Here is a 21,212-nt window from a genome sequence, read left to right as displayed (position 1 = left end):
CAAAGCGTTTTTGTATGCTGGAGGGTATTTTTATGCCTGAAAATGATTACGTTGTAATTATTGGATCGGCAAATATGGATGTTGCTGGTTATTCCCATGTATCGTTGAACTATGCTGATTCTAACCCCGGAAAAATAAAATACACTCCCGGTGGAGTGGGGCGGAATATTGCGCAGAATATTGCTTTATTGAATAAACCATCCTGGCTACTGTCGGTTGTCGGAGATGATTTCTATGGCCACTCCCTATTAAAACAAACGGCTCAGTCCGGCGTTCATGTCGGTAAATGTCAGATCGTCCACGGCGAGGGGACATCGAGCTATTTATCGCTGCTCGATAATACCGGTGAAATGCTGGTGGCGATTAATGATATGAGTATCACCGAGCATATTACGCCAGCCTTTTTAAGCCAGCACCGGGATTTTATTCGCAGCGCTGCGGTCATCGTCGTTGACTGTAATATCAGCGAATCGGCGCTGGCCTGGTTGATGGAAAATAGCGGCCCGACGCCCATTTTTGTTGACCCGGTCTCTGCCTGGAAGTGCGTGAAAATCAGCCAGCATCTGGGGCGTATCCACACTCTAAAACCGAACCGAATTGAAGCTGAAACGCTGAGCGGAATTGCGCTTTCCGGCACTGATGACGTCACGCGCGTTGCCGACTGGTTTCACCAGCGTGGCCTGCGGCGCCTGGTGCTGAGCATGGGGGGCGACGGGGTTTACTTCAGCGAGAAAGACGGCGAGCGCGGCTGGTCGGCGCCGTTAAAAACCCAGGTAGTCAACGTCACCGGCGCCGGTGACGCCATGATGGCCGGTCTGGCCTGCTGCTGGCTCGACGGCTGTTCATTTTCGCAAGCGGTGAAGTTTGCTCAGGGATGCTCTTCTCTGGCGCTCTCATCGGAATTCACCAATAACCCTGAATTATCTTACGCCAACGTAAAAAAGGTAGTGGAGAACGAACATGTCTGAATTAAATATTTCCTCTGAATTATTACAGGTTTCTGCGGAAGTTCAGCAGGCATTAAAGAATAACCAACCCATAGTCGCGCTGGAGTCGACTATTATTTCTCACGGAATGCCGTTTCCAGAAAATGCGCAGACCGCGCTGGAAGTCGAAGAAACGATTCGCCGTCAGGGAGCGGTTCCGGCAACAATTGCGATTATTCATGGCGTTATGAAAGTTGGCCTGAGCCGCGAAGAAATTGAATTGCTCGGTCGTGAAGGACATAACGTTACCAAAGTCAGTCGCCGTGATTTACCTTTCGTTGTCGCCGCAGGATTAAATGGCGCGACCACCGTGGCTTCTACCATGATTATTGCCGCCATGGCCGGGATAAAAGTCTTCGCGACCGGCGGTATTGGCGGTGTGCACCGCGGAGCAGAGCATACTTTTGATATTTCCGCCGATTTACAGGAGCTGGCCAATACCAATGTTACCGTAGTTTGTGCCGGCGCAAAATCTATTCTCGACCTTGGATTAACAACCGAATATTTAGAAACGTTTGGCGTTCCGCTTATTGGCTATCAAACTTCGGCGCTCCCGGCATTTTTCTGTCGAACCAGTCCGTTTGACGTCAGTATTCGCCTGAATAGCGCTAAAGAAATCGCTAAAGCGATGGCGGTGAAATGGCAGTCGGGCCTGAACGGGGGGATGGTGGTGGCGAACCCGATACCGGAACAGTTTGCGATGCCGGAAGCGAAAATCAACGCCGCCATCGATCAGGCGGTGAAGGAAGCGGAAGAGCAGGGTGTGGTGGGTAAGGAGAGTACGCCGTTCCTGCTGGCCCGCGTTGCGGAGCTGACCGGCGGGGATAGCCTGAAATCCAATATTCAGCTGGTCTTCAATAATGCCGTGCTGGCCTGCGAGATTGCCAAAGAGTATCAGCAGATCGCCTGACGACAGTAGCGGGCTGTTTGCGGTTGCCCGCCCCGATATCAAATATACCGAAAGCCTGGCCTGACGCCGGGTTTTCCACCAGGTAAGGATATCATTATGGACATCATGAGAAGTCTTTTGGGGATGGTGGTATTGCTGGCCATCGCCTTTGCGCTGTCAGTAAATAAAAAACGCATCAGTATCAGAACCGTAGGGGCCGCGCTGCTGCTGCAGATCGTGATTGGCGGAGTGATGCTCTATTTCCCGCCGGGCAAGTGGCTGGTGGAACAGGCGGCGCTCGGGGTACATAAAGTCATGTCCTACAGCGACGCCGGAAGCGCGTTTATTTTTGGATCGCTTGTCGGTCCGAAAATGGATGTGCTGTTTGACGGCGCGGGTTTTATCTTCGCCTTCCGCGTGCTGCCCGCCATCATTTTTGTCACCGCGCTGATAAGCCTGCTTTACTACCTCGGCGTGATGGGGCTGCTGATCCGGATTCTCGGCGGTATCTTCCAGAAAGCGCTGAATATCAGCAAGATTGAGTCCTTTGTCGCCGTGACCACCATCTTTCTTGGCCAAAATGAGATCCCGGCGATCGTCAAACCCTTTATCGACCGTCTCAACCGCAATGAGCTGTTTACCGCCATTTGTAGCGGGATGGCGTCGATCGCCGGATCGATGATGATCGGCTATGCCGGCATGGGCGTACCGATCGATTATCTGTTAGCCGCTTCGCTGATGGCTATTCCAGGCGGGATTCTGTTTGCTCGTATGCTGAGCCCGGCAACCGAAGCCTCCCGGGTCACTTTCGATAATCTCTCCTTCACCGAGACGCCGCCGAAAAGCATTATCGAGGCGGCAGCATCCGGGGCGATGACCGGGCTGAAAATTGCCGCCGGGGTGGCAACGGTGGTGATGGCGTTTGTGGCGATCATCGCGTTGCTGAACGGTATTATCGGCGGCATTGGCGGCTGGTTTGGCTACGGTCACGCCACGCTGGAGGGTATTTTCGGTTTCCTGCTCGCGCCTCTGGCGTGGATTATGGGCGTTGACTGGAGCGATGCGACGCTGGCGGGAAGCCTGATTGGCCAAAAGCTGGCGATAAACGAATTCGTCGCCTACCTCAACTTTTCGCCTTATCTGCAAACCGGCGGTACCCTGGACGTGAAAACCGTTGCGATTATCTCGTTTGCGCTGTGCGGTTTCGCCAACTTTGGCTCAATAGGTGTGGTTGTCGGGGCATTTTCGGCTATTTCACCGCAGCGCGCGCCGGAAATTGCTCAGCTTGGGCTGCGCGCTCTGGCGGCGGCCACGCTCTCTAACCTGATGAGCGCCACCATTGCCGGGTTCTTTATCGGTCTGGCATAAAACAGCGCGCGCACCGCGCCTGCGGTGCGCGATGCTATAGGCTGGGAAGTAAATTGAGCGCGTTATCAACGGATAAAGAAGGGTTGTTGATGCTGTCGCTGGCGCGGGTAATGGCGGTGCAGGCCATGGCGAAAGCGACGCTCTCTTTGAAATCGCTGCCGTCAAGATAGCTATAAAGCAGCCCGGCCATCAGCGCATCGTCGGCGCCAAAGCTGTCTATCGTGGTATGGCCCGGTAGCTTCATCTGAAAACGTTCACCGCCGGCTTCGCTACAGAAAACGGAATCGTCTTCCGAGCAAATTACCACGCGCCGCGTTCCCCTTTCATGCAGCCAGGCTAACGCGCGATCGCGATCGGCCTCGTTTTCAATGGGTTCTCCCCAGAGGATCTGCAGTTCGCGCAGCGTCGGCTTGAGGGTATGGATCTTTCCCAGCCACGGGCGAATGCGGTGCGCTTTAAACTCCGACACGGTATCAACAAATACCGGAATAGCGTTGGCCAGCGTAAATACCCACTCCAGCAACGGCTCCGTTAAATTACAATCGACCAGGATGACGCCGGCATGGGTCAGCAGATCCCGATATTGATTCAGCAGCTGCGGGGTGAGCGACTGTAAGATATGCGTATCGTTAATCGCCAGCACCGTCTCTTCCTGCGGATTGGCGATGGAGAGATAGGTGGCGGTATTGTGACCGTGCAGGCGGATACAGCTTTGCACGTTAACCCCGGCTTGTCGGGTCTGCTCAAGCAACGTTTCGCCGTAAAAGTCGCTGCCGACGGCGGAAATCAGATGCACATCGCGGCCCAGCAGCGCCAGATTATGCGCGATGTTCCGCGCCACTCCGCCGGCGGAGCACTGGATATTGCCCGGGTTGGAGACCGGTTGGGGATAATGAATATCGGCAATGCCGCGGATATCCATATTCACCGCGCCCAGCGAGACGCAATACTCCTGCTCGGTAAGGATGTAGCCTTTGCCCTTGATGGCCCCCTTACGCGTGAGGTCCATAATATGCGCGGCTACGCGGGAGCGGCTAATCTGCAGAATATCGGCAATCTCATGCTGCTGAATCAGCGGATTGCGCCGCAAAATTTTGAGGATCTGCTTTTCCCTGTCGTTCATATCAGACCACGGCCTCTTCCGTCTGCTGCGCCCGCAGCCAGGCGATCTCTTCCGCCCAGATATCAGGATTGATCGTTTCCAGGATCAGCGGGATACCGTCAAAGCGGCTATCCTGCATTATCCAGCGGAAGGCATCGTGGCCGATATTGCCTTCACCCAGGCTGTGGTGGCGGTCAACGCGGCTGCCGAACGTGCTTTTCGCATCGTTCAGATGCATACCGCGCAAATACTGAAAACCGACAATCCGTTCAAAATCAGCGAAGGTTTTTTCACACTCTTCGGCGCTACGCAGGTCGTAGCCGGCGGCGAAGGCGTGGCAGGTATCAATGCACACGCCGACGCGCGATTTATCTTCCACGCCATCGATGATGGCTGCCAGATGTTCAAACTTAAACCCCAGGTTACTGCCCTGGCCGGCGGTGTTTTCAATGACCGCCGTCACGCCTTCGGTTTTGGCCAGCGCGATGTTAATGGACTCGGCAATGCGCGCCAGGCATTCGTCTTCTGGAATTTGCTGCAGATGACTACCCGGATGAAAATTGAGCAGCGTCAGGCCGAGCTGCTGGCAACGGGAGAGTTCATCAATAAAGGCATCGCGGGATTTTTCCAGCGCGTCCGCAACCGGGTGGCCGAGGTTAATCAGATAGCTGTCGTGCGGCAGAATTTGTCCCGGGCCGAAATGATGCTTCTCGCAGGCGGCTTTAAATTCAGCAATGGTGTCGTCGCTCAAAGGCGCGGCGCGCCACTGGCGCTGGTTTTTGGTGAAGAGGGCAAATGCGGTCGCGCCGATTTCGGCTGCGCGAATGGCGGCATTGGCTACACCGCCGGAGGCGCTGACGTGCGCTCCAATGTATTTCATAAAAAAACTCCAGTTAAGCCGCTGGGGGGAGGGTAATGATAGCGGCTTAGCCGGAGAGTTACATCATCCTTAATACAACCTGAGTATTGAGGAGACTCAGGCCATCAGACTGTGGATAGCAAGGTTAATCGCGCCGCCGCCGACAATCAGCCAGACAAAGAGCATCAGCGCCATCAGCAGCGGTTTAGCGCCGGCTTTTTTCAGCGCGCTGACGTGGGTGGTCAGGCCGAGGGCCGCCATCGCCATCGCCAGCAGCACGGTATCCAGGGTCACCAGCATATCAACTACCGCTTTCGGCAGCAGGTGGAAGGAGTTAAATACCGCCACCAGAATAAACAGGATCGCAAACCACGGAATGGTGATTTTGCTTTTCTCGCCGCCGTTTGCCGGGGCTAATTGCTTCACGCGAGCGGCAAGGAACAGCAGGAACGGAGCCAGCATCATCACGCGCAGCATTTTTGCAATCACCGCCGCGTTTTCCGCATCCGGACTTACGGCGTGGCCGGCGGCGACAACCTGGGCAACCTCATGCATCGTCGAACCCATATAGATGCCGTAGGCCTCCGGCGTAAACCAGTGCGCCAGGAAAGGATAAACCGCCGGGTACAGGAAGATAGCAATGGTACCGAAAATCACCACCGTAGCCACGGCGACCGTCACTTTGCTGGCCTCCGCTTTGACGACCGGTTCCGTCGCCAGGACCGCTGCCGCGCCGCAAATGCTGCTACCGGCGCCAATCAGCCAACTGGTATGTTTATCGAGGCCGAAAACCTTTTGCCCAAGAAAACAGGCGATAAAAAAGGTGCTGGAAAGCGTCAGCACATCAATCACGATACCGCTGACGCCAACGTCGGCAATCTGGGCGAACGTCAGGCGAAAGCCGTATAGAATGATGCCGAGGCGCAGCAGGTGCTGTTTGGCAAAGAGTACGCCGCCGTCGCAGGGCTGCCAGATTTTCGGGTAAACCGTGTTACCGATGACCATGCCGAACAAAATGGCCAACGTAAGGGCGCTGAAGCCCGCGCCAGCGATTGCCGGAAAACTACCGGCCCACAGCGCTGCGCCGGTGAGCAGGGCGGTCAGCGCCAGTCCAGGTGCAAAGTGCCGCAATGGGCGATGTTTAGTCGGTAAAGTGAGTGCTGTCATAACCTTCTCCTTTGTCTGGGAAAAGCATACGACGCGCTGGTTTAAATATAAAATTGATTATATATTTATAATTAATCGTAATAAGTGGTAAACGAGCGGTTTCGCGGTGTGAGCACGATGTGTATAAGACTTAGCCGCGAATGCCGGGTCGTCTATAAAGGCAGGAAAAATCATGCATATCACGCTACGGCAGCTGGAAGTTTTTGCTGAAGTTCTGAAAAGCGGGTCGACGACCCAGGCCTCGCAAATGCTGGCGCTGTCGCAGTCGGCGGTCAGCGCCGCGCTGACCGATCTTGAAGGGCAGTTGGGAGTGCAGCTGTTTGACCGCGTCGGGAAAAGGCTGGTGGTCAACGAACACGGCAGGCTGCTCTATCCGCGGGCGCTGGCGCTACTGGAGCGGGCGCTGGAGATAGAGCAGCTGTTTCGCGGCGACAACGGCGCGATTCGCGTCTACGCCAGCAGCACCATCGGCAACTATATCTTGCCGGAGATCATTGCGCGCTATCGACGCGACCTGCCGGATTTACCGCTGGAGCTGAGCGTGGGCAATAGCCAGGACGTGATCAACGCGGTGGCCGATCTGCGGGTGGATATCGGGTTGATTGAAGGTCCCTGCCACGCGGCGGATATTATCGCCGAACCCTGGCTGGAAGATGAACTGGTGGTCTTTGCCGCGCCGGATTCACCGCTGCTGGAAGGGGAGGTGACGCTGCAACGGCTGGCGGAGGCGCCGTGGATTCTACGCGAGCACGGCTCCGGGACCCGGGAAATTGTCGACTATTTATTATTATCGCATCTACCGGCATTTCATCTTGGAATGGAACTGGGTAATTCGGAAGCCATCAAGCACGCGGTGCGCCATGGTCTGGGCATTAGCTGCCTGTCGCGACGCGTGGTTGCGGAGCAGCTTGAAGTGGGATCGCTGGTGGCGCTGAAGATTCCACTGCCGCGCTTAACCCGCACCCTGTGGCGTATTCATCACCGCCAGAAGCATATTTCCAAGGCATTACAGCGTTTCCTGAGCTATTGCGAGATCGCAACCTGATACGCGAGGTTTTGCACCGGCGCCAGCCCGTGTTGAACGCAAATATCCGCTGTTTTCGCGTAATACCATGTTCCCCATGGATAAGGTTCCCAGCAGCGAATATAGCGGTCAGGGCTAAAAAGGGTGAAATGTAAAACCAGAATCAGCGTATTTGCGGTGAGCAGCAATAGCGGCGTCAGGTAAAGGCAAGACCTGACGATGGGGGTTGCAAAAGGTAGCGGCGCAGCCTGGGGGAAAAAGAGTTTTTTATTTCCCTCTATGCTCAATATCAGCAGCGCAGGCCCCAGGCAGACAAAGTTTGCTTTTAAAATATTCTGCGAACAGAAATCCGGCGCCCGTGGCAGCCTGAGTAGCGTGAAATAGTCGCCTGCCAGGTAAAGAGAGCACAAAGCAAGCAGAGGGCAAATCAGCGAAACGCCGACCCAGACCGGCCAGTCATACTGAGGCGGCGGTTGCACTTTGCGCATCAATTGCTCCCTCGCTCATCCGGCGATGGCCTGATAATGGTGTAGCCAAAATGCTGGCACCAGCGGCTATTCCTGACGTACATATACGTGGCCCCATGGCCGCCTTTGCTGATACACACGCCAAACTGTGGGCTTTTATAGTGCTCAATAGTGACGTATTGCAGGACATAAAGGCTGACAGACCACACCGGCCCCATCGCAATAAAGAACAAAAACAGGAGCGTGGCGTAGCGCTCGCCAGGCGTACCGCTGGCGGTGCAGGCGGCAATCAGCGCCATCAGCAGTGCCAGACCGAGAAAGAGGATGCCGGAGAAGAGCGAGTCGGCGCTGTCGACAATATAATCCGGACGGAAGTACCACTCTTCAATAATCTTGATGCTTTGATAGAAGCCAATGATAAAAAGAATGAAGCAAAAGCAAGCTGCGTAGACTCCCTCAGCGAGCGACATGGTGCGGCGTTTGCGCTTGTTCTTGCGTTTCATCGTCGGTTCCTTCCGTGGAATTTCGCGGAAGTTTGCCCGATATCCCTCTGGTTTGTGCATTTATTTGTGCTAATGGCGGATTTGTTCTTTACTAATAATCGGCAGTCGATCATGAAGCTCTCTTATAACTTTGCATTTGTATCGGATGGATCACAGACTCTCTGCTACAATCTCGCCTCGTTTTTTGGATGGATAGCATTTTCACATGGTTTCGGATACTAAAACCACAGAAGCGCCCGGTTTACGTCGTGAACTGAAGGCGCGCCACTTGACCATGATCGCTATTGGCGGTTCCATAGGTACAGGTCTTTTTGTTGCCTCTGGCGCAACGATTTCTCAGGCAGGCCCAGGCGGGGCGCTGCTCTCCTATATTCTCATCGGCCTGATGGTTTATTTCCTGATGACCAGCCTCGGCGAGCTGGCGGCGTTTATGCCGGTCTCCGGCTCTTTTGCTACCTATGGGCAAAATTACGTCGAGGAAGGTTTTGGCTTCGCGCTGGGCTGGAACTACTGGTACAACTGGGCGGTGACCATCGCCGTTGACCTCGTTGCCGCTCAGCTGGTGATGACCTACTGGTTCCCGGACGCGCCCGGCTGGATCTGGAGCGCGCTGTTCCTCGGGATCATGTTCCTGCTGAACTGGATTTCGGTAAAAGGCTTTGGCGAGGCGGAATACTGGTTTTCGCTGATCAAAGTCGCCACCGTCATTATCTTCATTATTGTCGGCGTGATGATGATCTTCGGCATCTTCAAAGGCGCACAGCCTGCGGGCTGGAGCAACTGGGTTGTCGACGATGCGCCGTTCGCGGGCGGCTTTGCGGCGATGATTGGCGTGGCGATGATTGTCGGCTTCTCATTTCAGGGAACCGAGCTTATCGGCATCGCGGCCGGCGAATCGGAAAACCCGGAGAAGAACATCCCGCGCGCGGTGCGTCAGGTGTTCTGGCGTATCCTGCTGTTCTATGTGTTCGCCATCCTGATCATCAGTCTGATTATTCCTTATACCGACCCGAGCCTGCTGCGTAACGACGTGAAAGATATTTCCGTCAGTCCGTTTACGCTGGTATTCCAGCACGCAGGGCTGTTGTCGGCGGCGGCGATTATGAACGCGGTTATTCTGACTGCGGTATTGTCGGCGGGTAACTCCGGGATGTACGCGTCCACCCGCATGCTCTATACCCTGGCCTGCGATGGCAAAGCGCCGCGTATTTTCTCTAAGCTGTCAAAAGGCGGCGTGCCGCGTAATGCGCTGTATGCCACCACGGTGATTGCTGCGCTGTGCTTCCTGAGCTCAATGTTCGGTAACCAGACCGTTTACCTGTGGCTGCTGAACACCTCGGGGATGACCGGCTTTATTGCCTGGCTGGGGATTGCCATTAGCCACTATCGCTTCCGTCGCGGCTACGTCATGCAGGGGAACGATCTGAATAACCTGCCGTACCGTTCAGGCTTCTTCCCGCTGGGGCCGATCTTCGCGTTCGTCCTGTGTCTGATCATTACCCTGGGGCAGAACTACGAAGCGTTCCTCAAAGACACCATCGACTGGGGCGGCGTTGCGGCAACCTATATCGGCATTCCGCTGTTCCTGGTGATCTGGTTTGGCTACAAGCTGGCGAAAGGAACGCGCTTTGTGCGCTACAGTGAAATGAAGTTCCCGGATCGCTTCAAAGGCTAAGGTTAGCTTGCTCGGTCAGATAAAACCCTCTCAACCAGAGGGTTTTTTTATGTCTCCAGTTCTTACAAATTGATACAGATCTCCATAATTGTATTGATAATTGTAATCATTATCTTTATCATTTTCGCCAAATTCAGGATGAAGCCAATCCCCGTATCTTGCAGACACTCAAACTGACAAGGGGCGACCAGCCACATCTACTGTAAAAAATTGCGCGCACGCCGCCGTTAGAGCGGTATGCCGACAGTACCTGTGAGCAGCACCTTTTTTGTTTGTTTTGTTGTACACCTCATGGAGATATGGAATGTTCAGGCTAAACCCTTTTGTCCGGGCCGGATTATGTGCGTCCGTCGTATCCTTAGCGTTTCCGGCGCTGGCCGACGTTAATGAAGAAACGCTGGTCGTCACCGCTGCGGCAACTGAACAGAGCGTCAAAGATGCGCCCGCCAGTATTAGCGTTATCATCCAACAGGATCTGCAGCGTAGACCGGTACAAAACCTGAAGGATGTACTGCGGGAAGTGCCGGGCGTGCAGCTCACCAACGAAGGGGATAACCGCAAGGGGGTGAGTATTCGCGGCCTCAGCAGCGGCTATACGCTGATCCTCGTTGATGGCAAACGCGTTAACTCGCGCAACGCCGTTTTCCGCCACAATGATTTTGACCTTAACTGGATCCCGGTTGATGCCATTGAGCGTATCGAAGTCGTGCGCGGGCCGATGTCTTCCCTCTATGGTTCCGACGCCCTCGGCGGCGTAGTGAATATCATCACTAAAAAAGTCGGCCAGCAGTGGACCGGCACCCTCAGCGCGGACACCACCATTCAGGAACACCGCGATCGCGGCGATACGTACAATGGCCAGTTCTTTACCAGCGGCCCGCTGATTGACGGTGTGCTCGGAATGAAGGCCTACGGCAGCCTGGCAAAGCGCGCCAAGGACGATCAGCAGGCTTCCAGCAACGCAGCTGGCGAAACGCCGCGTATTGAAGGCTTCACCAGCCGCGACGGCAATGTCGAATTCGCCTGGACGCCCAATGACAATCAGGACATTACCGCAGGCTACGGTTTTGATCGCCAGGATCGTGATTCCGACTCTCTCGACCGCAACCGCCTTGAACGGCAGAACTACTCCCTGAGCCACAACGGTCGCTGGGATGTCGGCAATAGCGAGCTGAAATTCTACGGCGAGAAAGTGGATAATAAAAATCCCGGACAGGCCGGCACCATCACTTCTGAGAGTAACGCGGTGGATGGCAAATACGTTCTGCCGCTGGGAATGATTAACCAGCTGCTGACCTTCGGCGGCGAATGGCGCCACGATAAGTTGAAGGATCCGGTCAACCTGAGCAGCGGCGGTAAATCCACTTCCGCCAGCCAGTATGCGCTGTTCCTGGAAGATGAATGGCGGATAATCGAACCTCTGGCCTTAACCACCGGCATCCGTATGGACGATCACCAGACCTATGGCGATCACTGGAGCCCGCGTGCTTATCTGGTCTATAACGCTACCGATACCGTGACCGTGAAGGGCGGCTGGGCGACGGCATTTAAAGCGCCATCGCTGCTGCAGCTGAACCCGGACTGGACCACCAACTCCTGCCGCGGTTCGTGCAGCATTATCGGTAACCCGGATCTGAAGCCGGAAACCAGCGAAAGCTTCGAGCTGGGTTTGTACTATCGCGGCGAAGAGGGCTGGCTTGAAGGCGTGGAAGGAAGCGTCACCACCTTCCAGAACAACGTTGACGATATGATCGATATTCTGCGTACCTCCAGCGCCAGCGAAGCGCCGGGCTATCCGAACTTTGTCGGCTGGAAAACGGTGAACGGGAAACGCGTGCCGGTCTTCCGCTACTTCAACGTCAATAAGGCGCGAATCAAAGGGGTAGAAACGGAATTGAAAGTACCGTTTGGCGATGAATGGAAGCTGACGGTGAACTACACCTATAACGATGGTCGCGACCTGAGTAACGGCGGCGATAAACCGCTGCAGACGCTGCCGTTCCATACGGCTAACGGCACACTCGACTGGAAACCGCTGGACGACTGGTCCTTCTACGTCACCGCCAACTATACCGGCGAACAGCGTTCGGTCAGCACGACGGGCAAAACGCCCGGCGGCTACACCATGTTTGATATCGGCGCGGCCTGGAACGTCACCAAAAACGTCAAGCTGCGCTCCGGGGTGCTTAACGTCGGCGATAAGGATCTGAGCCGCGACGACTACAGCTATACAGAAGAAGGTCGCCGCTACTTTATGGCCGTCGATTACCGCTTCTAACCGGGCGATAAAAGAGGGCTGGCAGATTTCCCTGCCAGCCCTCGCTAAAGGCGCTCAGGTGGCTACTTACCGGGACGAATAATGGCACGAATACTGCCGCAAGTATTTCTAATATACCCTAAATAATTCGAGTTGCAGGAAGGCGGCGACGCAGGGAGTCCCCAGGAGCTTACTTAAGTAAGTGACTGGGGCGAGCGAGGAAAGCCAACGCACATGCAACTTGAAGTATGACGGGTATACACACGATGAGCAGGCACCAGCTCGGGACGTTGGGCGGTACCTTCATGGTTTGTTCTCCTTGCCTTTCGGCGGGTAAGAGACTAACCTGATGTTGTCTAAGCATGCAGATAGCCTCGTGGGTGATTACATTACCTTCGGGGCTTTCTTCTTTCTGCCTCAGCACAACGGTAAAACTCAATCCTGCCCTGAGGCGAAAGCCTCAAGCGTCGCCAAAAATCATCCCCCTCGACGACGGGAAATAAATTATCTCTCTGTATTTATTAGTTTTTATGACTATTGGATGCTGAGGCATTTTGCGTATCAATGCGCCGGGAAGGGGCTTCACGACGCATTGAAGGTTCAGGAGAAGAGGTGCCGGGCATGGAAACGCAGGTGGTCCTCAATAAATGAGGCGATAAAGTAGTAGCTGTGATCGTACCCGGGCTGAATACGTAGCGTTAACGGCCAGCTTTTCTGACGCGCGGTTTCCGCCAGCACCGCCGGCTGCAGCTGTTCGGCGAGGAATGCATCGTTATCGCCCTGGTCAATCAGGGTTGGGATCGCATCTGACTCGCTGCTGGCCTGCATTAACGCGCAGCTGTCCCAGGCCTGCCAGTCTGCTTCATTCGCTCCCAGATAGGCGGTAAAGGCTTTTTTGCCCCAGGGAACCTGGGTCGGGTTAACGATAGGCGCAAAGGCGGATACGCTGACGAAGCGGCCCGGATTTTTCAGCGCCATCACCAGCGCACCGTGGCCGCCCATGGAATGCCCGCTGATGGCGCAGCGATCGCTGAGCGTAAACTCGCGGGCAATCAGCTGCGGCAGCTCGTCGCGAAGGTAATCGTACATGCGGAAATGTGCTGACCACGGCGCCTGGGTGGCATTGAGATAAAAGCCCGCGCCTTTGCCCAGATCGTAAGCGCTATCGTCGGCAACGTTATCACCGCGCGGACTGGTGTCCGGCATCACCAGCGCAATGCCGAGCTCGGCGGCGATGCGCTGAGCGCCCGCTTTGGTGGTGAAGTTTTCATCGTTGCAGGTCAGGCCGGAGAGCCAGTAGACAACCGGCGGCGGCGCGTCTGCGGTCTCGGGGGGGAGAAAGATGCTGAAGGTCATTGCGCAGTTCAGCGTGGCGGAGTCGTGCCGCCAGCGTTGCTGCCGACCTTCAAAACAGCGGTGCTCTTCGAGCAGTTCCATGCAGGGCTCCTTAAGTGTCTCAGGCGTAATTTTCCATAATACAGATATTTCATGCGCTGGTGAGTAACTTTCACTTCCTCCTTTTCGGAACGTATTGCATCATTAATGCAACTTTTAACCAACATGCTGACGTTGTCGTCGCGCCGGAATCGCGCTATCGGCGGCGATTGAGTTGGTTGCGGCAAGGTGAGCAGGGCGTTGCGTGACGCATCGTAGTGCGCTGGTCTGGCAGCGTGGAACGAAAGGTGACGCCAATTTCAACAATTATCGATGCGGCTACTGGATTCTGTGCGTCACCTCACGCACAATGAATACAAACTTTGCCCTCAGAAGAGCAAAGAGCGCCACACCTGCAGGAGAATAAAAATGTCATCACTGAGTAAAGAAGCCATACTCGTTCATGAAGCGCTGGTCGCTCGTGGGCTGGAGACGCCGCTGCGTCCGCCAGTGCAAGAAATTGATAATGAAACTCGCAAGCGTCTGATCGCCGGACACATGACCGAGATTATGCAGCTGTTAAACCTTGATCTAAGTGATGACAGCCTGATGGAGACTCCGCATCGCATCGCCAAAATGTACGTCGATGAGATTTTCTCCGGCCTGGACTACGCCCGGTTCCCTAAAATCACCGTCATCGAAAACAAGATGCAGGTTGATGAAATGGTCACCGTGCGTGATATCACCCTGACCAGCACCTGCGAACACCACTTTGTTACGATTGATGGTAAAGCGACGGTGGCCTATATCCCGAAAGATTCGGTGATTGGTCTGTCTAAAATCAACCGTATCGTGCAGTTCTTCTCCCAGCGCCCGCAGGTGCAGGAGCGACTGACGCAGCAGATCCTTACCGCGCTGCAGACCCTGCTGGGAACCAGCAACGTCGCGGTTTCCATCGATGCGGTTCACTACTGCGTAAAAGCGCGCGGTATTCGCGATGCAACCAGCGCCACCACCACCACATCGCTGGGCGGCCTGTTTAAATCCAGCCAGAATACTCGCCAGGAGTTCCTGCGCGCCGTACGTCACCACAACTAAAACGGAGCAGGGTACATGGAGAGAAATGTCACGCTGGACTTCGTCCGTGGCGTCGCCATCCTCGGTATCCTGCTACTGAATATCAGCGCCTTCGGTTTACCGAAGGCCGCCTACCTTAACCCGGCGTGGTCCGGGAGCATCTCCGATAGCGACGCCTGGACCTGGGCGATTCTCGATCTGCTGGCGCAGGTCAAATTCCTGACTCTGTTCGCCCTGTTGTTTGGCGCCGGGCTTCAGCTTTTGCTGCCGCGCGGCAAGCGCTGGATCCAGTCGCGCCTGACGCTACTGGCGCTGCTGGGCTTTATCCACGGTCTCTTTTTCTGGGACGGCGATATTTTGCTGGCCTATGCGCTGGTAGGTCTGGTGGGCTGGCGGATGATACGCGACGCTCACGATGTTAAATCGCTATTTAATACCGGCGTGGTGCTGTATGTCATCGGCGTGGCGGTACTGCTATTGCTGGGATTAATCTCCGGCAATTCGCCTAATCGTTCGTGGGTGCCGGACGCGGCGAATTTACAGTACGAACAGTACTGGAAGCTGAAAGGCGGCTTTGAAGCGGTGAGTAATCGTGCGGATATGCTGTCGGATAACCTGCTGGCGCTGGGCGCGCAATACGGCTGGCAGCTGGCCGGGATGATGCTGATGGGGGCCGCGCTGATGCGCAGCGGCTGGCTGAAAGGGCAGTTCAGTCTTCGCCACTACCGGCGCACCGGCGCGCTGCTCATCGCTGGCGGCATGGCGGTTAATTTACCCTCTATTTTCGCCCAGTGGCATCTCGGTTGGGATCCTCGCTGGTGCGCATTTCTGCTACAGGCGCCGCGCGAGCTGGGCGCGCCGCTGCAGACTATCGGCTACGCGGCGCTGGCCTGGGGCTTCTGGCCGCAGCTGGCGAAATTTCGTCTGGTGGGGGCCATTGCCTGCGTCGGGCGCACGGCGTTGAGCAACTATCTGCTGCAAACCCTGATTTGCACCACTCTGTTTTACCGCTTCGGCCTGTTTATGAAGTACGACCGCCTACAGCTGCTGTCCTTCGTACCGGCCGTGTGGGCGATTAATCTTCTCTTTTCGTGGCTTTGGCTACGTCATTTTCGTCAGGGTCCCGTTGAGTGGCTATGGCGTCAATTAACCCTGCGTGCGTCAGGGACATCATTAAAAGATACATCCAGATAACGATCTGGATCACAATCATTAACAAAATGGATGTAACCGTTTCCATCCCTGTGACTTCACTCACGTAGCGTGCGGCGCGTCGCTGCCAGAATAGCCACCTTGCTGAACACAGGAGGTGAGTGTGACGTACTGCAATTCCCTAAAGGTCGGTGAGCATGATCACCATTCGTGATGTCGCCCGTCAGGCGGGGGTTTCCGTGGCTACGGTTTCGCGCGTGCTGAATAACAGCGCGCTGGTGAGCCCGGATACGCGAGAAGCGGTAATGAAGGCGGTAACGCTGCTGGGCTATCGGCCCAACGCCAACGCGCAGGCGCTGGCGACCCAGGTCAGCGATACCATCGGCGTGGTCGTGATGGACGTGTCGGACGCCTTTTTTGGCGCGCTGGTCAAAGCGGTAGATACCGTCGCCCAGCAGCATCAAAAATATGTGCTTATCGGCAATAGCTATCATGAAGCGGAAAAAGAGCGTAACGCCATTGAAGTACTGATTCGCCAGCGCTGTTCGGCGCTGATCGTTCACTCCAAAGCGTTGAGCGATGCGGAGCTGGGGGATTTTATGGAGCACATGCCGGGAATGGTGCTGATTAACCGCATCGTGCCGGGATACGCCCACCGCTGCGTCGGGCTGGATAACGTCAGCGGCGCGCTGATGGCGACCCGCATGCTGCTCAATCATGGCCACCAGCGCATCGGCTACCTCTCTTCTAATCACGGTATTGAAGATGATGATTTACGTCGGGAAGGGTGGAGCAGGGCGTTACATGAGCAGGGCATTATCGCTCCCGACGGCTGGATAGGCTCAGGTTCGCCGGATATGCAGGGCGGGGAGGCGGCGATGGTAGAGCTGCTGGGGCGTAACCTCGGCCTGACCGCGATCTTTGCCTATAACGACAGCATGGCGGCCGGGGCGCTAACGACGCTTAAAGATAACGGTATTGCCGTGCCGCAGCACCTTTCACTGATTGGTTTTGATGATATTCCCATTTCGCGCTACACCGACCCGCAGTTGACCACGGTGCGCTACCCGATCATGTCGATGGCAAAACTGGCGACAGAGCTGGCGCTGCAGGGGGCTGCTGGGAAGCTGGATCGCGAAGCCAGCCACTGCTTTATGCCGACGCTGGTGCGTCGACATTCGGTAGCGCAGAGGCAAATTGTGGGGCCGATCACTAACTAATTATCTGGCTGATGTAACCGCTTTCAATATGTGAGTGATTTCACAGTTTGTTAACATTAAGCTGACTATGATTGCTGCGTTTACAAGTCTGAACATACTATGTCACGGTGATTAATCACTTTTACAACAGTAATCGGCGGTTAAACGATTAATTAAGCCGTTTTTCAGGAGCGTTACCCTACACGGAAGACAGAATTACAGTCGTGAATGTCGCTGTGCGGTAACATCAATGTAACACTCGCCAGCCGTTTTCACTCCAAAGACCCTGCATAATAAAACCGGAGATTCCATGAATAAGAAGGTGTTAACCCTGTCTGCTGTAATGGCTAGCATGTTATTCGGCGCCGCCGCTCACGCCGCAGATACGCGTATCGGCGTGACGATTTATAAATACGACGACAACTTTATGTCGGTAGTGCGTAAGGCAATCGAAAAAGACGGTAAATCAGCGCCGGATGTTCAGCTGCTGATGAATGACTCGCAGAACGACCAGTCCAAACAGAACGATCAGATTGACGTCCTGCTGGCAAAAGGGGTGAAGGCGCTGGCGATTAACCTGGTTGACCCCGCAGCGGCGGGTACGGTAATCGATAAAGCCCGTGGCCAGAATGTGCCGGTGGTATTCTTTAACAAAGAACCTTCCCGCAAGGCGCTGGATAGCTACGATAAAGCATACTACGTCGGGACTGATTCTAAAGAGTCCGGCGTAATTCAGGGCGATCTGATTGCCAAGCACTGGAAAGCGAACCCGAACTGGGACCTGAATAAAGATGGCCAGATTCAGTTTGTCCTGCTGAAAGGCGAGCCGGGCCATCCGGATGCCGAGGCGCGCACCACCTACGTGATTAAAGAGCTGAATGATAAAGGGCTGAAAACCCAGCAGCTGGCGTTAGATACCGCCATGTGGGATACCGCGCAGGCGAAGGATAAGATGGATGCCTGGCTCTCCGGCCCGAACGCGAACAAAATTGAAGTCGTTATCGCCAATAACGACGCGATGGCCATGGGCGCGGTAGAAGCGCTGAAAGCGCACAATAAGAGCAGCATCCCGGTATTCGGCGTCGATGCTCTGCCTGAAGCCTTAGCGCTGGTGAAATCCGGCGCCATGGCGGGAACCGTACTGAACGATGCTAACAACCAGGCGAAAGCGACCTTCGATCTGGCGAAAAACCTCGCCGATGGTAAAGAACCGGCTGCCGGTACTAACTGGAAAATTGATAATAAGATTGTCCGCGTACCGTACGTGGGCGTTGATAAAGATAATCTGAGCGAGTTTATCGGTAAGTAACAGCTTAATAAGCCGCGGGCGTACGCGCTGTACGCCCGATTATTCCTGATACCGAATCCGTCCCGGCCCGTCGTTAATTCGACGGCTGGGGTATGCATGCACGCAGCCAGGTATAACTATGGTCAGCAATAATAGCGAACGGTCAGGCGAATATTTGTTGGAAATGACCAACATCAACAAATCGTTTCCTGGCGTCAAGGCTCTCGATAATGTGAACCTCAAGGTTCGTCCCCACTCTATTCATGCATTAATGGGGGAGAACGGTGCGGGCAAATCAACATTATTAAAATGCCTTTTTGGGATCTATCAAAAAGATTCCGGCAGTATTCTTTTTCAGGGACAAGAGATCGATTTCCATTCGGCAAAAGAAGCCCTGGAAAACGGTATTTCAATGGTTCATCAGGAATTAAACCTGGTATTGCAACGTTCGGTGATGGACAACATGTGGCTGGGGCGCTATCCCACCAAAGGTATGTTTGTCGATCAGGACAAAATGTATGGTGATACCAAAGCGATTTTTGACGAGCTGGATATTGATATCGACCCACGCGCTCGCGTCGGGACGCTATCGGTATCGCAAATGCAGATGATTGAAATTGCGAAGGCATTTTCCTATAACGCCAAAATTGTGATTATGGATGAGCCGACGTCTTCGTTAACCGAAAAAGAGGTCAATCATCTGTTTACCATTATCCGCAAGCTGAAAGAGCGCGGCTGCGGCATTGTCTACATTTCCCACAAAATGGAAGAGATCTTCCAGCTATGCGATGAAATTACCGTTCTGCGCGACGGCCAGTGGATCGCCACCCAGCCGCTGGAAGGGCTGGATATGGATAAGATTATCGCGATGATGGTGGGCCGTTCCCTCACTCAGCGCTTCCCGACCCGGGAAAATAAGCCGGGCGAGATAATTCTTGAGGTGCGTAATTTAACCTCGCTGCGTCAGCCGTCAATCCGCGATGTCTCGTTCGACCTGCACAAAGGCGAAATCCTCGGTATCGCCGGGCTGGTAGGGGCGAAACGTACCGATATCGTCGAGACGTTATTTGGTATTCGCGAGAAGTCTGGCGGGACAATCAAGCTGCACGGTAAGAAGATTAATAACCATAACGCCAATGAAGCCATCAACCATGGTTTTGCGCTGGTGACCGAAGAGCGTCGCTCGACGGGGATTTATGCGTATCTGGATATCGGTTTTAACTCGCTGATCTCCAATATTAAGAAGTACAAAAATAAGGTCGGCTTGCTGGATAATTCACGCATGAAAAGCGATACCCAATGGGTCATCGATTCAATGCGCGTGAAAACTCCGGGGCAGCATACGCAAATTGGTTCGTTATCCGGTGGTAACCAGCAAAAAGTGATTATTGGTCGCTGGCTATTAACTCAGCCGGAAATTCTGATGCTCGATGAACCGACGCGCGGCATTGACGTTGGCGCCAAGTTCGAAATTTATCAGCTGATCGCCGAACTGGCCAAAAAAGATAAAGGCATCATTATTATCTCCTCCGAGATGCCGGAGCTGCTGGGTATTACCGACCGTATTCTGGTGATGAGCAATGGTCTTGTTGCCGGAATTGTTGAGACTAAAACTACCACGCAAAACGAAATTCTCCGTCTTGCGTCGTTGCACCTTTAAGATCAGGGGCTTCTCATGAGTGCGTTAAATAAAAAGAGTTTTCTCACCTGGTTGAAAGAGGGTGGGATTTACGTCGTTCTTTTAGTATTGCTGGCCATCATTATTTTCCAGGACCCGACTTTCTTAAGTTTGCTGAATTTAAGTAATATTCTGACCCAGTCCTCGGTGCGTATTATCATCGCGCTCGGGGTTGCCGGGCTTATCGTTACTCAGGGGACCGACCTTTCGGCCGGGCGTCAGGTCGGCCTGGCGGCGGTTATCGCCGCCACGATGCTACAGGCGGTGGACAACGCCAACAAAGTGTTCCCGGACCTGGCCACGATGCCGATTCCGCTGGTTATCCTGCTGGTTTGTGCGATCGGCGCGGTGATTGGGCTTATCAACGGTATTATTATTGCCTACCTGAACGTGACGCCATTTATCACCACCCTCGGTACGATGATCATCGTTTACGGTATTAACTCGCTGTATTACGACTTCGTTGGCGCGTCGCCGATTTCCGGCTTTGATAGTCACTTTTCGCAATTTGCCCAAGGGTTCGTAGCGCTGGGCTCGTTCCGTCTGTCGTATATCACTTTCTACGCGCTGATTGCCGTTTTCTTCGTGTGGATCCTGTGGAACAAGACCCGCTTTGGTAAAAACATCTTTGCTATCGGCGGCAACCCGGAAGCAGCGAAGGTCTCCGGGGTGAACGTCGCGCTGAACCTGCTGATGATTTACGCGCTCTCCGGCGTGTTCTACGCGTTCGGCGGGCTGCTGGAGGCGGGGCGCATCGGGTCGGCGACCAACAACCTCGGCTTTATGTATGAACTGGATGCGATTGCCGCGTGCGTGGTCGGCGGAGTCTCGTTCAGCGGCGGCGTCGGCACCGTGTTCGGCGTGGTGACCGGGGTGATTATCTTCACCGTCATTAACTACGGTCTGACCTATATCGGCGTCAACCCGTACTGGCAGTACATTATCAAAGGGGCCATTATTATTTTCGCCGTGGCGCTGGATTCACTGAAGTACGCGCGTAAGAAATAAGATTAGTGAATGAAGGCAGGCGTCAGTTCAGGCGTCTGCCTTTTGCTTTTTCGGAATGATAATTTGCCGCCTTCCTGCAACCTGAATCAGGTAGGGTATATATCCTCAGTATCCCGATATTCACTCGCGTAATCAGAAA

General features: G+C 54.5%; 18 protein-coding genes. 12 read left to right on the top strand and 6 right to left on the bottom strand.

Annotated elements, in window-relative coordinates; genetic code table 11:
• The first annotated feature begins 32 nt into the window (after positions 1–32).
• From K2184_RS20815 to K2184_RS20805, 3 genes are all read left to right on the top strand, one after another.
• A complete protein-coding gene (locus tag K2184_RS20815) occupies positions 33–968 on the top strand; it encodes a pseudouridine kinase (protein ID WP_163525729.1) in 936 nt (311 codons plus the stop codon).
• Positions 961–1,896, top strand: a complete 936-nt coding sequence (locus K2184_RS20810; protein ID WP_004103922.1) for a pseudouridine-5'-phosphate glycosidase — start codon at positions 961–963, stop codon at positions 1,894–1,896. The genes K2184_RS20815 and K2184_RS20810 overlap by 8 nt, the downstream gene beginning before the upstream one ends.
• 96 nt (positions 1,897–1,992) lie before the next feature.
• On the top strand, positions 1,993–3,243 hold the full coding sequence (locus tag K2184_RS20805; protein ID WP_004103919.1) for a NupC/NupG family nucleoside CNT transporter: 1,251 nt from the start codon (positions 1,993–1,995) through the stop codon (positions 3,241–3,243).
• 34 nt (positions 3,244–3,277) lie between these two features.
• Here the strand turns inward: K2184_RS20805 and K2184_RS20800 are convergent, their stop codons facing one another.
• The 3 genes from K2184_RS20800 to K2184_RS20790 form a co-directional block, all read right to left on the bottom strand.
• Entirely contained in the window at positions 3,278–4,366 is a 1,089-nt protein-coding gene (locus K2184_RS20800; protein ID WP_004103916.1) for a sugar kinase, read from the bottom strand.
• Position 4,367: 1 nt separating this feature from the next.
• Positions 4,368–5,225 carry a deoxyribonuclease IV gene (gene nfo / locus K2184_RS20795; protein WP_004103914.1) on the bottom strand — a complete coding sequence of 286 codons (858 nt, stop codon included), beginning with the start codon at positions 5,223–5,225 and terminating at the stop codon, positions 4,368–4,370.
• Positions 5,226–5,321: 96 nt separating this feature from the next.
• Positions 5,322–6,371, bottom strand: coding sequence for a YeiH family protein (locus tag K2184_RS20790; RefSeq protein WP_004103912.1), 1,050 nt, complete (start codon positions 6,369–6,371; stop codon positions 5,322–5,324).
• A 172-nt stretch (positions 6,372–6,543) separates the two neighbouring features.
• Between K2184_RS20790 and yieE the strand changes: the two genes are divergently transcribed.
• Entirely contained in the window at positions 6,544–7,416 is an 873-nt protein-coding gene (yieE, locus tag K2184_RS20785) for a DNA-binding transcriptional regulator YeiE (protein WP_004103910.1), read from the top strand.
• Here the strand turns inward: yieE and K2184_RS20780 are convergent.
• Together K2184_RS20780 and K2184_RS20775 are read right to left on the bottom strand one after the other, a co-directional pair.
• Positions 7,395–7,883: a hypothetical protein gene (locus K2184_RS20780; RefSeq protein WP_016809573.1), complete on the bottom strand. Its 489-nt coding sequence runs from the start codon at positions 7,881–7,883 to the stop codon at positions 7,395–7,397. The genes yieE and K2184_RS20780 overlap by 22 nt on opposite strands.
• On the bottom strand, positions 7,883–8,365 hold the full coding sequence (locus K2184_RS20775; RefSeq protein ID WP_047720863.1) for a hypothetical protein: 483 nt from the start codon (positions 8,363–8,365) through the stop codon (positions 7,883–7,885). Before K2184_RS20775 ends, K2184_RS20780 begins: the two co-directional genes overlap by 1 nt.
• A gap of 205 nt (positions 8,366–8,570) precedes the next feature.
• On the opposite strand from K2184_RS20775, the gene K2184_RS20770 reads away from it, so the two are divergent.
• Together K2184_RS20770 and cirA are read left to right on the top strand one after the other, a co-directional pair.
• Complete coding sequence (locus tag K2184_RS20770) at positions 8,571–10,040, top strand: amino acid permease (protein ID WP_004103903.1); 1,470 nt, start codon at positions 8,571–8,573, stop codon at positions 10,038–10,040.
• Positions 10,041–10,344: 304 nt separating this feature from the next.
• Positions 10,345–12,318: a catecholate siderophore receptor CirA gene (gene cirA / locus K2184_RS20765; protein ID WP_163525730.1), complete on the top strand. Its 1,974-nt coding sequence runs from the start codon at positions 10,345–10,347 to the stop codon at positions 12,316–12,318.
• A gap of 579 nt (positions 12,319–12,897) precedes the next feature.
• Here the strand turns inward: cirA and fghA are convergent.
• Positions 12,898–13,734, bottom strand: a complete 837-nt coding sequence (gene fghA / locus K2184_RS20760) for an S-formylglutathione hydrolase (protein ID WP_004103897.1) — start codon at positions 13,732–13,734, stop codon at positions 12,898–12,900.
• 366 nt (positions 13,735–14,100) lie between these two features.
• On the opposite strand from fghA, the gene folE reads away from it, so the two are divergent.
• The 6 genes from folE (at position 14,101) to mglC (ending at position 21,073) form a co-directional block, all read left to right on the top strand.
• A complete protein-coding gene (gene folE, locus K2184_RS20755; protein ID WP_004103895.1) occupies positions 14,101–14,769 on the top strand; it encodes a GTP cyclohydrolase I FolE in 669 nt (222 codons plus the stop codon).
• A 15-nt stretch (positions 14,770–14,784) separates the two neighbouring features.
• Positions 14,785–15,942 (top strand): DUF418 domain-containing protein YeiB, encoded by a 1,158-nt coding sequence (gene yeiB, locus K2184_RS20750; RefSeq protein ID WP_004103893.1) that lies wholly within the window; start codon positions 14,785–14,787, stop codon positions 15,940–15,942.
• A gap of 155 nt (positions 15,943–16,097) precedes the next feature.
• Positions 16,098–17,120 carry an HTH-type transcriptional regulator GalS gene (gene galS / locus K2184_RS20745; RefSeq protein ID WP_004103891.1) on the top strand — a complete coding sequence of 341 codons (1,023 nt, stop codon included), beginning with the start codon at positions 16,098–16,100 and terminating at the stop codon, positions 17,118–17,120.
• Positions 17,121–17,409: 289 nt separating this feature from the next.
• Positions 17,410–18,408: a galactose/glucose ABC transporter substrate-binding protein MglB gene (mglB, locus tag K2184_RS20740; RefSeq protein ID WP_004103888.1), complete on the top strand. Its 999-nt coding sequence runs from the start codon at positions 17,410–17,412 to the stop codon at positions 18,406–18,408.
• Positions 18,409–18,526: 118 nt separating this feature from the next.
• Positions 18,527–20,047: a galactose/methyl galactoside ABC transporter ATP-binding protein MglA gene (gene mglA, locus K2184_RS20735; RefSeq protein ID WP_004103886.1), complete on the top strand. Its 1,521-nt coding sequence runs from the start codon at positions 18,527–18,529 to the stop codon at positions 20,045–20,047.
• Positions 20,048–20,062: 15 nt separating this feature from the next.
• Positions 20,063–21,073 carry a galactose/methyl galactoside ABC transporter permease MglC gene (gene mglC, locus K2184_RS20730; protein ID WP_064371117.1) on the top strand — a complete coding sequence of 337 codons (1,011 nt, stop codon included), beginning with the start codon at positions 20,063–20,065 and terminating at the stop codon, positions 21,071–21,073.
• Positions 21,074–21,212: the final 139 nt, after the last annotated feature.

It is taken from the genome of Klebsiella sp. K5-306 (genome assembly GCF_051835185.1).
Lineage (GTDB): Bacteria > Pseudomonadota > Gammaproteobacteria > Enterobacterales > Enterobacteriaceae > Klebsiella > Klebsiella oxytoca.
The sequence above is the reverse complement of the archived record's forward strand: the minus strand, read 5'-3'. Positions and strand labels throughout refer to the sequence as shown.